Annotated in this window: 10 protein-coding genes and 1 riboswitch; of the genes, 6 read left to right on the forward strand and 4 right to left on the reverse strand. The window is 37.8% G+C overall.

The features are described 5' to 3' along the window. Positions 1-59: 59 nt before the first annotated feature. On the reverse strand, positions 60-617 hold the full coding sequence (locus tag DQN23_RS02845) for a folate family ECF transporter S component (RefSeq protein WP_043894995.1): 558 nt from the start codon (positions 615-617) through the stop codon (positions 60-62). Between the two features lie 44 nt (positions 618-661). Next, positions 662-752, reverse strand: a riboswitch (THF riboswitch). 116 nt (positions 753-868) lie between these two features. Here DQN23_RS02845 and DQN23_RS02850 point away from each other — a divergent pair. Together DQN23_RS02850 and DQN23_RS09215 are read left to right on the forward strand one after the other, a co-directional pair. Further along, positions 869-2,233 carry a UDP-N-acetylmuramoyl-tripeptide--D-alanyl-D-alanine ligase gene (locus DQN23_RS02850; RefSeq protein ID WP_058813736.1) on the forward strand — a complete coding sequence of 455 codons (1,365 nt, stop codon included), beginning with the start codon at positions 869-871 and terminating at the stop codon, positions 2,231-2,233. A 10-nt stretch (positions 2,234-2,243) separates the two neighbouring features. Continuing rightward, a complete protein-coding gene (locus DQN23_RS09215; protein ID WP_233422891.1) occupies positions 2,244-3,401 on the forward strand; it encodes a polymerase in 1,158 nt (385 codons plus the stop codon). Here DQN23_RS09215 and DQN23_RS02860 read toward each other — a convergent pair. Next, positions 3,376-4,329 carry an IS30 family transposase gene (locus DQN23_RS02860; protein ID WP_111712673.1) on the reverse strand — a complete coding sequence of 318 codons (954 nt, stop codon included), beginning with the start codon at positions 4,327-4,329 and terminating at the stop codon, positions 3,376-3,378. The genes DQN23_RS09215 and DQN23_RS02860 overlap by 26 nt on opposite strands. Positions 4,330-4,626: 297 nt before the next feature. On the opposite strand from DQN23_RS02860, the gene DQN23_RS02865 reads away from it, so the two are divergent. The 3 genes from DQN23_RS02865 (at position 4,627) to DQN23_RS02875 (ending at position 9,533) form a co-directional block, all read left to right on the forward strand. Next, the gene (locus DQN23_RS02865) at positions 4,627-6,171 is read left to right on the forward strand and encodes a peptide chain release factor 3 (protein ID WP_058813738.1); all 1,545 of its coding nucleotides are present in this window, start codon (positions 4,627-4,629) and stop codon (positions 6,169-6,171) included. Positions 6,172-6,245: 74 nt separating this feature from the next. Next, positions 6,246-7,597 (forward strand): IS3 family transposase gene (locus DQN23_RS02870; RefSeq protein WP_111712674.1). Its coding sequence is split into 2 segments (ribosomal slippage): positions 6,246-6,705 and positions 6,705-7,597, totalling 1,353 coding nucleotides; the frame shifts between segments, so codons are not numbered across the junction. 358 nt (positions 7,598-7,955) lie between these two features. Further along, positions 7,956-9,533 (forward strand): DEAD/DEAH box helicase, encoded by a 1,578-nt coding sequence (locus tag DQN23_RS02875; protein ID WP_020916419.1) that lies wholly within the window; start codon positions 7,956-7,958, stop codon positions 9,531-9,533. Between the two features lie 40 nt (positions 9,534-9,573). On the opposite strand, the gene DQN23_RS02880 is transcribed toward DQN23_RS02875, so the two are convergent. Beyond that, positions 9,574-9,849, reverse strand: coding sequence for a GIY-YIG nuclease family protein (locus tag DQN23_RS02880; RefSeq protein ID WP_111712675.1), 276 nt, complete (start codon positions 9,847-9,849; stop codon positions 9,574-9,576). Further along, a complete protein-coding gene (locus tag DQN23_RS02885; protein WP_111712676.1) occupies positions 9,824-10,585 on the reverse strand; it encodes a tRNA1(Val) (adenine(37)-N6)-methyltransferase in 762 nt (253 codons plus the stop codon). Before DQN23_RS02885 ends, DQN23_RS02880 begins: the two co-directional genes overlap by 26 nt. 115 nt (positions 10,586-10,700) lie before the next feature. On the opposite strand from DQN23_RS02885, the gene DQN23_RS02890 reads away from it, so the two are divergent. Beyond that, the gene (locus tag DQN23_RS02890; protein ID WP_111712677.1) at positions 10,701-11,447 is read left to right on the forward strand and encodes a lysophospholipid acyltransferase family protein; all 747 of its coding nucleotides are present in this window, start codon (positions 10,701-10,703) and stop codon (positions 11,445-11,447) included.

The following is an 11,447-nucleotide window of genomic DNA, read 5'->3' on the forward strand; positions in this document are numbered from 1 at the left end:
GGTGCTTTTTTGCTGCAAAAAATACCTCAGAGATGGGATAACTCTCTGAGGTTTTTGATTTATAAATTAGCAAGCTTGCGTAGTTCAGGGATGCGCTGCAACCTTGGAACAACAAGCATGATGACGATAATACGAATTGGAATTTCAAAGATTTTTAACCAACGTCCAGCGACGTATTGTGCCCAAAATGGAACGTGAAAATAAATCTGAACAAGTAGTGGTGTGAAGATAAAAGTGCTAATCAGCATGGTAACAAGTACTGCCAGAGTGACGTGAAGCCAATCTTTTTTATTTGACCATTTGAGCTCTTTTCCATAGAAGAAAAGTCCATAAAAAAATCCTTGAACAGCTTCCATCAAAGTCCACCAGATGATGAAGTTTCCTTGACCGCTTAAGAGATTATCAACGACATCAAGAATGGCAAAACTAATAAATCCCCAAATAGGACCAGCAACCATTCCGATAATGGCATTAACAATAAAAGTAAAGCTTATGACCAACTGTTCTGGAATGACTGGAATAGAAAACTTTCCAACAATGAAAGCCAGTGCAATTAGCATAGCTAGGGTCACGAGGCGCCTTGATGTGATTTTGGGTGTTTGAAAAATGTTTTTCATTTTTTGCTCCTTTTTACATTTGAAAACTAGAGCTGTTAAAAAATAACAGCGGATGCAATGATTCACCGCGCAAATTGCTTCGTTGTGTGACGACATCCCATTCACACACACTTGACGCGAATCATCTACTCTGTGCAAAACAAGCTTTGCAATTACAATTGTATCATAAAAATTCCTGCATGGTTTGCAAAATGTGGTATAATAAAAAGCGTTAACACACTATATTTTTAAATAATTAAAAAGGATTCAAAATGAAATTAACTTTATATGAAGTTGCCAAAGTTGTTGGCGCTAAGAATACGATTTCGGAGTTTGATGACGTTCCCCTGCGACAAATTGAATTTGACAGTCGCAAGATTGAAAAAGGCGATTTGTTCTTACCTCTAAAGGGTGCGTGTAATGGACATGACTTTATTGAAACAGCTTTTGAAAATGGTGCTGTTGCCACTTTTTCAGAGCGTGACGTTGAAGGTCATCCTTATATTTTAGTTGACGATTGTTTAGAAGCTTTCCAAGCCCTAGCAAGTTATTATCTTGAAAAACAACGTGTTGATGTGATTGCAGTCACAGGTTCAAATGGTAAAACAACAACCAAGGACATGATTGCTGCTGTACTTTCAACAGAATATAAAACATACAAAACACAAGGTAATTACAATAATGAAATTGGTTTACCTTATACAGCACTTCACATGCCAGATGATACAGAAAAAATTGTCCTTGAAATGGGACAAGACCACATGGGTGATATTCATCTCTTGTCTGAATTGGCTAAACCACACATCGGTGTTGTAACTTTGATTGGTGAAGCGCACTTGGAATTCTTTGGCAGCCGTGAGAAAATTGCTAAAGGTAAACTTCAAATCGTTGATGGTATGGACTCAGATGGTATTTTGATTGCACCAGCTGACTCAATTGTTGATCCTTACTTACCAGAAAGTCAAATGGTGATTCGTTTCGGAGATGGTGCTGAGATTTTTGTCAAAGATTTGCAAGAAAGCAAAGATTCGCTTACTTTTACAACCAATGTAATTGACCGTCCAATTACACTTCCTGTTCCAGGAAAATACAATGCTACAAATGCCATGGTAGCAGCTTATGTTGGTAAGTTATTGGCGATTTCAGATGATGATATTGTTGAAGCCTTAGAAAACATCGAATTAACACGTAACCGCACAGAATGGAAAAAAGCGGCTAATGGTGCAGATATCCTGTCAGATGTCTACAATGCTAACCCAACAGCAATGCGTTTGATTTTAGAAACATTCTCTAAAATTCCTGCTAATGAAGGTGGTAAAAAAATCGCTGTGCTTGCTGATATGAAAGAATTAGGTGAGCAATCTGTCGAACTTCACAGGCGCATGATTATGAGTTTGTCACCTGAAACCTTAGACACTCTTATTTTCTATGGTGAAGACATTGCTGAACTGGCACAACTTGCTAGTCAAATGTTCCCACTGGGTAAAGTCTATTACTTTAAGAAAACAGCTGATGAAGATCAATTTGAAGACATGCTAAAAACGGTTAAAACTGTTTTACAACCTGCTGACCAAATCTTACTGAAAGGAAGTAATTCAATGCATCTCGCTAAAGTTGTAGAAGCTTTGGAAAACTAGTGATGTGGAGATGGTAGAGAAAAGTGTTAAGGAGGGAAATAAAGCCTCAGTTATTATCTACCGAGCGTTGTATTTCCTTGAATGTTGTATTTTATTTTTAGCGTGGTTTTTAAAACGTTATCCATTTCCACAACAGGTCTTCCTGTTTATGTCTAGCCTATCAATTATGGGTGGATTTGCTATTTATTTATGGAACTTCCGTCGAACAGGATTTTCACTTGAGAAAATTTTAGCTGGAATTTTTGCTCTCGCATTTATGATTCTCTTGCCCCCATCAGGCTATCTTGATACAGCAATAGATGATTTAAGCATGATTGTCTTCTTTTTATTGTCGGTCAGTGTTGATAAAGATGATGATAATTTAATCACTGCACTCTTTTATTTCAAGTTAGTCGTGGCTATGATGGTTTTATTGGCTTACAATGGACATCTTATTCATGATGTCTCTGGAATAAGATCACATACAGAAATTGTAAGGCACTCTTATGGCTTTATGCATCCAAACTCACTTGGAATGTTTTTCATTACTCTAATTTATGATTTTTCACTACTTAGAAAGCCTTATCGTTTTGTTGGTGGGATAATCATGTTGTTAGCAGCTTTGCTTGTTTTTTCAGTGACGGATTCAAGAACATCATTTTTTATTGCACTTGGTATTATCTTGTGTTATTTTTTGAAACCAATTTTATCGAAAATTAAAGTTTCAGGATATGTTATCATGCCATTTGTTATAGGAATGTTTGCACTTGGGCTTGCTTTGCCGAGATATTTTACACCAGATAATCCTATTTTTGTTACATTGAATCATCTATTTACTGGAAGAACTGGCATCGGTCATGCGTATCTGGAGCAATTTGGTCTCAATTGGATGCCAAGAAATATTCCAACATTTACAGAGATTAACGGTGTTCCAATGTATGATGATAGTTTCTATGTTGATGCGCTTTTGCGTCAGGGGATTATTCTTTTCTGCATGTATCCAACCTTCTTATTGGTTCTATTAAAAGGTAAAAAATTCACGCTTTTCCATACCTTGCTTTTCTTGTTGACATTCTTTATTGGTACTATGGAACATTATGGAGCAAGTGTTGAAATCTGCACTATCTTATTGCTGAATTATTTTGCCAAATTTCAAGTTCAAATTAGCCAGTCTGTAAAAACTCTTTAGGAGATTTATAATTGAATAGTTTCTTTGGATAGTTGTTAATCCAGTTTTCAATAAATGCGACTTGTTGTTGAGTCGCATTTTTGCTTCCCTTAGGTAACCAACGCCGGATGAGTCTATTATGATTCTCATTAGTACCACGCTCCCAAGAAGAATACGGGTGGGCATAATAGATATGAGTAGGGTCAAAAACTTCTGCTAAACGACTGAACTCAGCCCCGTTATCAGCTGTGATAGAGTTCATTTGATAATCCTTGAGGATTGCTTTCAGAGCTTGATTGACTGAAACCGCGGACTTATCGGGAATGAGTCGAATGATTTGATAACGACTCTTTCTATCGGTTAGAGTCAACAGACACTCGTTTTTTGCCCGTGTTTGAATAACCGTATCAATTTCAAAATCACCGATATTCTCACGCTTATTAATGCTTTCTGGTCGTTCCTCAATAGACTTTCCAGCTGGCTTAAAATTGGGACTAGCATGCTTTTTCTTAGCTTTCTCTTGTCGAGGATAAAGCATATCAGCCTTGGTCAATCCTAAGTGTCCATGATGAATCCAGTAGTAAATGGTGGAGATGGGAACAGGTATCCCTTTTGACTTTACCATCATCTCGGGAGAGTATTTCTGTTCGATGTAGTGAGTTATCTTTCCTTTGAGTCCCTTGGTTAGGGAGACTTGTTTAACAGAACGTTTGCGATTGTTTTGATAGGCTTTTTGAGCAAAATCAGCTGAGTAGATCACTTCAAATTTTCCTTTACGCACTTGTTGTCTAACCTGACCACGTTTGACTTCGTTGTGAATGGTTTGAGGAGCTTTAGCTAATCTCCTAGCGATTTCACGATTTGAGAGCCCTTCTTGAAGCCAACGTTCAATCATTCTACGTTCAGTTAGTGTTAAATGTTTACTTTTTGGTGTATAATAGTTTTGCATCTCAGAGTCTTTCTAATTGTTGTTGTGGTGATTACAATTATATCTCTCTGAGATGTTTTTTGATACCCTTAGGTGGCTAACTTCATTTTAGAACTTTCCGCTGAATTATTTTGCGGTTTCTGGTGATAAGTTAGAGGAGAAATATTGAAATAGCGGCTAATTTTCGTTATAATAATAGGGTTATGAAGTCCCATGACTCTATTTTTCTATTGCAAAAAAGGAGTGGACCAATGTAGCCACTAATTAAAACTGTGATATCGTAATTTAAGAATTTACTAAAAGTGATAAGGAAATAAAATGACAATTCAAGATGATATTAAAAAACGTCGTACATTTGCCATCATCAGTCACCCGGATGCTGGTAAAACGACAATTACAGAACAATTACTTTATTTTGGTGGAGAAATTCGTGAAGCTGGTACTGTTAAAGGTAAAAAAACAGGGAACTTCGCAAAATCTGATTGGATGGATATCGAAAAACAACGTGGTATCTCTGTAACATCATCAGTGATGCAATTTGACTACGCTGGTAAACGTGTTAATATCCTTGATACACCGGGGCACGAGGACTTCTCTGAAGATACTTACCGTACACTTATGGCCGTTGATGCAGCAGTCATGGTTGTTGACTCCGCCAAAGGTATTGAAGCACAAACGAAAAAACTTTTCGAAGTTGTAAAACATCGCAATATTCCAGTTTTCACTTTCATTAACAAACTTGACCGTGATGGTCGTGAACCACTTGATCTATTGGAAGAATTGGAAGAAGTGCTTGGTATCGCAAGCTATCCAATGAACTGGCCAATTGGTATGGGGAAATCATTTGAAGGGCTTTATGATTTGTACAACAAACGTTTGGAACTTTACAAAGGTGATGAACGTTTTGCAGCGCTTGAAGATGGTGACAAATTATTTGCTAACAACCCATTCTACCAACAAGTCTTGGAAGATGTTGAGTTGCTAGAAGAAGCAGGAAATGAATTTTCAGAAGAAGCTATCTTATCAGGTGATTTAACACCAGTCTTCTTTGGTTCTGCCCTTACAAACTTTGGTGTGCAAACTTTTCTTGATACATTCTTGCAATTTGCTCCAGAACCTCATGGTCACAAAACAACTGAAGGTAATGAAATCGATCCTTACGATAAAGATTTTTCAGGATTTGTTTTCAAAATCCAAGCTAACATGGACCCTCGTCACCGTGACCGTATTGCCTTTGTGCGTATCGTCTCAGGTGAATTTGAACGTGGTATGAGCGTGAATCTTGCTCGTACGAAAAAATCAGTTAAATTGTCAAACGTGACACAGTTTATGGCAGAATCACGTGAAAATGTTAAAAATGCCGTTGCTGGTGATATTATTGGGGTTTACGATACAGGAACTTACCAAGTTGGTGATACCTTGACTGTCGGTAAAAATAAATTCGAATTTGAACCACTACCAACCTTCACTCCAGAATTGTTCATGAAAGTTGCTGCTAAAAACGTCATGAAACAAAAATCATTCCACAAAGGCATCGAACAATTGGTGCAAGAAGGAGCAATCCAATTGTACAAGAACTATCAAACTGGTGATTACATGCTTGGTGCTGTTGGTCAGTTGCAGTTTGAAGTGTTCAAACACCGTATGGAAAATGAATACAATTCTGAAGTTATCATGACTCCAATGGGTAAAAAGACTGTTCGTTGGATTAAACCAGAAGATCTTGACGAACGCATGTCATCAAGCCGAAATATTTTGGCTAAAGACCGCTTCGATCAACCTGTTTTCCTTTTCGAAAACGACTTTGCACTTCGTTGGTTTGCGGATAAATACCCTGAAGTTGAACTAGAAGAAAAAATGTAATAATAAAAAGTCTGAGCATGACCTGCACCCCAAAAGTTAGACAGAAAAAAATCTAACAATTGGGGTGTTTTTGTATGAAATTAAGTTATGAAGATAAACTAGAAATATATCAGTTAAGACAAGCTGGTTTTTCTTGGCCTTATATTAGTCGAAAGTACGGTGTATGTCTATCCAATCTTAAGTACATGGTACGGCTTATGAATAAACATGGTATTGAGGTTGTTAAAAAAGGGAAAAATAAGTATTATCCCTCTAAATTAAAGCAGGAAATTATTAATAAAGTTCTTATTGAAGGTCAATCTCAGCTCACCGTATCACTGGATTATGCTCTTCCCCAACAATCCCTACTCACCAATTGGATAGCACAATACAAGAAAAACGGGTATACTATTGTTGAGAAACAACGAGGGAGACCGAGTAAGATGGGACGTAAACCAAAGAAAACTTGTAAAGAAATGACTGAGCTAGAGCATATTCTGGAAGAGAATGAGCGTCTGCGTACCGAGGTAGCTTATCTAAAAAAGTTGAGGGAATTGCGCTTGAGGGACGAAGCCTTACAGCGCAAAAGGTGGAAACAGTTAGAGAACTGGTCTCAGGAGGATTTCGATTAGACCTCTTACTAAAAACCGCTAAGCTAGCTCGTTCTACTTATTATTATCAGTTGAAACGGTTTAATAGAGCTAAGAAAGATAAGAAGGTCAAAGAGATGATTCAAACCATTTACGATGACCATAAAGGCAATTATGGATACCGTCGTATTCATTTAGAACTAAGAAACCGAGGATTTGTTATCAATCATAAGAAGGTTCAACGGTTAATGAAACTCATGGGACTCGCTGCTCGTACTCGTTGTAAGCGTAAATACTCGTCTTACAAGGGAGAGATTGGGAAGAAAGCTGATAATCTAATTCAACGTCAGTTTGAAGGGGCTAAGCCTTATGAGAAGTGTTATACAGATGTCACTGAATTCGCTTTACCGAATATTAGAGGGAAACTCTATTTATCCCCTGTTCTTGATGGATACAATAGTGAGATTATTGAATTCACCTTGTCACGCTCACCTGATTTAAAACAGGTTCAAACCATGCTTAAAAGAGCATTTCCGGCTACCTCTTACCAAGGAACTATTCTTCACAGCGACCAAGGGTGGCAATATCAACACCAGTCTTATCATGATTTCTTGGCATCCAAAGGGATTCGTCCATCTATGTCACGCAAGGGAAATAGTCCAGATAATGGCATGATGGAGTCCTTCTTTGGCATCTTAAAGTCTGAGATGTTTTACGGTTATGAAAAGACTTTTAAGTCGCTTGATAAGCTAGAACAAGCCATTACGGATTATATTTTTTATTACAACAATAAACGTATCAAGACAAAATTAAAAGGACTCAGTCCTGTGCAATACAGAACTAAATCCTTTCAATAATTTATTGTCCAACTTTTTGGGGTCAGTACAGCATTGCTCAGGCTTTTTGGTTATTAGCATAAAAAAACAGCCCTGACGAATCAGAGCTGTTTCCTTGAGATTATGGAAAAGAAAAGTTTTAGGATACTTATGTTTTAGTTTCTTTACCTTAAAGAAAACTTAAAAAACATCAAAAAAACGCTAATAACTTTTTTACAAAATATTTAAATAATTGACACTATGAAAACGTGTTAATGATTTAAATGGACCTGTTTCCTATCTTTTTATTCTGGAATATGTTACACTAGAAAAGTTGTTAAACAACGAAATTAAAGTTTAATAAGGCAGCTTCGCACTGCCTTTTAGAAAAGAGAAAAATTTGAAATTTACAGAACTTAACTTATCGGAAGCAATCCTTGCTACTGTTGAAAAAGCAGGCTTTGTTGAGCCATCACCAATCCAAGAGTTGACAATCCCTTTGGCATTGGAAGGTAAGGATGTTATCGGACAAGCGCAAACTGGTACAGGGAAAACAGCTGCCTTTGGTCTACCAACATTGGATAAAATTGATACAAGTCGTAATCTTGTCCAAGCCTTGGTTATTGCTCCAACACGTGAATTAGCGGTTCAAGGTCAAGAAGAATTGTTCCGTTTTGGTCGTGAAAAAGGTGTTAAAGTCCGTTCAGTTTACGGTGGTTCAAGCATTGAAAAACAGATTAAAGCTCTTCGTTCAGGTGCTCATATTGTTGTCGGAACACCAGGTCGTTTGCTTGATTTGATTAAACGTAAAGCTTTAAAACTTGAACACGTAGAAACATTGATTCTTGATGAAGCAGATGAAATGCTTAACATGGGATTCTTGGAAGATATTGAAGCTATTATCAGACGTGTGCCTGAGACACGTCAGACACTTCTTTTCTCAGCTACAATGCCTGAAGCAATCAAACGTATCGGGGTTAAATTCATGCATAATCCTGAACACGTTAAAGTAGCTGCTAAAGAATTGACAACTGATCTTGTCGATCAATACTATATTCGTGTTAAAGAACAAGATAAATTTGATACAATGACTCGTCTGATGGACGTTGATCAACCAGAATTGTCAATCGTCTTTGGACGTACAAAACGTCGTGTTGATGAATTGACACGTGGTTTGAAATTGCGTGGTTACCGTGCTGAAGGCATTCACGGTGATCTTGACCAAGGCAAACGTCTTCGTGTCTTACGTGATTTCAAAAATGATAACATCGATATCTTGGTTGCAACTGACGTAGCTGCTCGTGGTCTTGATATTTCAGGTGTTACACACGTTTATAACTACGATATTCCTCAAGATCCAGAAAGCTATGTACACCGTATCGGACGTACTGGACGTGCTGGTAAACATGGTCAATCTATTACTTTTGTTGCACCAAATGAAATGGGTTATTTGTCAATTATTGAAAAATTGACGAAAAAACGTATGAAAGGTTTGAAACCAGCAACTGCTGATGAAGCCTTCAAAGCTAAGAAAAAAGTTGCTCTTAAGAAAATTGAACGTGACTTTGCTGACGAAAAAGTCCGTAACAGCTTTGATAAATTCAAAGGAGATGCGGTTAAATTGGCTGCTGAATTCACACCAGAGGAGTTGGCACTTTACATCTTAAGCTTAACCTTTAAAGACCCTGAAACTCTTCCGAAAGTTGAAATTGCGCGTGAAAAACCATTGCCATTCAAACCTTCAGGTGGTGGCTTTAACAACCGTAAAGGTGGCCGTGGAAATAATGGCCGTGGACGTGATAACCGCCGTGGCGGGCGTGATCGCAAACGTGATGACCGTGACAACGGCTACCGCGATTTCAAACGCACATCATCTAAGAACAAACGTGATTTCCAAAATAAAGATAACAAACGCCCACACCGCACATCAAGCGAGAAGAAAAATGGATTTGTTATCCGTAACAAAGGGGAAAGATAATAGTAAAACGCACTCTGCTTGAGCAGGGTGCGTTTTTGGGTTAAGCTTTGTGTTCGTGAATATAATCGAGTTTTTGTTGTCGTGTTTTTTGTTTAAAATAGCTTTCTGCGGACATGGCGGCTTCTTTGTTATCAAAACTTTCTTGGTAAATGAGTTTGACAGGTAAGCGGCTTTTTGTGTATTTAGCACCTTTACCTGCATTATGCGTTTTGATGCGGCGTTCTACATCAGTAGTGTAGCCAGTGTAGAGCGTACCGTCTATGCACTCAACTACGTACATATAAGCTCTTTTAGTCTTTCTTTCCTTTTTTTCCATAATAGATTTCAAAAATATCGTCGGTATACTCACCGTTTTCTTTGTGAACAAAGAGTGGTGGAAGAATTTTTAGACCATCGGTTGAACCGTCTTTGATGGCTTCAATCAAAAGCATATTAGCATCTTTTCCCATTTTGGGGTAAACAAATTGGATGCGCTTTGGTGCTAGATTGTACTGTCTCATGGTATCGATGATGTCTAGAAAACGATCTGGCCTGTGCACCATAGCAAGTCTTCCGTTTGATTTTAGAGCATGTCTTGCGATGTCACAAATTTCTTCAAGGTTTGTTGTAATTTCGTGTCTAGCAAGAAGATAATATTCAGAGACATTTTTCTTAGAAGTCTCTGAAACCTTGAAATAAGGAGGATTGCAGAGAATTAAGTCAACACCAGTTCGCGGCACGTGATTTAATAAATTTTTCAAATCATCATGAATCATCTGAACTTGGTCTTCTAGGTGGTTCAAGTGAATTGAGCGCTCTGCCATGTCAGCTAAGCGCTCCTGAATTTCAACTTCGATAATTGGCGCTTTAGTGCGGGTACTGGCAAAAAGTCCAACGGCACCATTTCCAGAACAGAGGTCAACAATCAAGCCACGTGATGGAATTTTTGGAAAACGTGACAAGAGGACACTGTCGATAGAATAGCTGAAAACCTCTCTGTTTTGAATAATTTTTACATCTGTCGAAAAGAGCTGATCAATACGCTCACCTTCTTTTAAAATTGATTTAGTCATGACATTTATTATAGCAGATTTTGACTGTTCTCACTAGCGAGGTCGTTAATTTTTACTTTCTAAAACCGCTTAAGCATGGTACAATATAAAGTAATGAGAAAAAAGGAGTAAATCTGTGTTTTATACTTATTTACGCGGGCTAGTAGTTTTCCTACTTTGGATTATCAATGGAAATGCTCACTATCATAATGAGGACAAAATTTTAAGTAAGGATGAGAACTATATCTTGGTTGCTCCGCACCGTACTTGGTGGGATCCAGTTTATATGGCATTTGCTGCTCGTCCGAAAGAATTTATTTTCATGGCGAAGAAAGAATTGTTTACGAATCGTATCTTTGGTTGGTGGATCCGTATGTGTGGTGCCTTTCCGATTGACCGTGAAAATCCAGGGCAAAAAGCTCTTAAATACCCTATTAACATGTTGAAGAAAAGCGATCGTTCACTTGTGATGTTCCCAAGTGGTAGCCGTCATTCAACCGATGTTAAAGGTGGGGTTGCTGTTATTGCTAAAATGGCGAATGTTAAGATTATGCCAGTCGTTTATGCAGGACCAATGGAATTAAAAGGACTTTTGACTGGAGAACGTGTGGATATGAACTTTGGTAATCCAGTTGACATTTCTGACATCAAACGCATGAATGATGAAGGGATTGAAGAAGTGGCAAACCGTATTCAAACAGAATTTGATCGCTTGGATGCTGAAAATGCGACTTATCATACCAACAAAAAACCAAATCCATTAACTTACATTTACCGTATTCCTCTTGGACTTGTGGCGATTATCGTTGTTCTGTTGACATTGCTCTTTAGCTACATTGCAAGCTTTGTCTGGGATCCAGATAAACACCTTAAAATGAAATAA

Origin of the sequence: Streptococcus lutetiensis (assembly GCF_900475675.1) — a bacterium.
GTDB lineage: Bacteria > Bacillota > Bacilli > Lactobacillales > Streptococcaceae > Streptococcus > Streptococcus lutetiensis.

Coding starts and splice junctions, on each gene's coding strand:
- DQN23_RS02845 (WP_043894995.1), bottom strand. CDS start 617: ATGAAAAACATTTTTCAAACACCCAAAATCACATCAAGGCGCCTCGTG.
- DQN23_RS02850 (WP_058813736.1), top strand. CDS start 869: ATGAAATTAACTTTATATGAAGTTGCCAAAGTTGTTGGCGCTAAGAAT.
- DQN23_RS09215 (WP_233422891.1), top strand. CDS start 2,244: ATGGTAGAGAAAAGTGTTAAGGAGGGAAATAAAGCCTCAGTTATTATC.
- DQN23_RS02860 (WP_111712673.1), bottom strand. CDS start 4,329: ATGCAAAACTATTATACACCAAAAAGTAAACATTTAACACTAACTGAA.
- DQN23_RS02865 (WP_058813738.1), top strand. CDS start 4,627: ATGACAATTCAAGATGATATTAAAAAACGTCGTACATTTGCCATCATC.
- DQN23_RS02880 (WP_111712675.1), bottom strand. CDS start 9,849: ATGGAAAAAAAGGAAAGAAAGACTAAAAGAGCTTATATGTACGTAGTT.
- DQN23_RS02885 (WP_111712676.1), bottom strand. CDS start 10,585: ATGACTAAATCAATTTTAAAAGAAGGTGAGCGTATTGATCAGCTCTTT.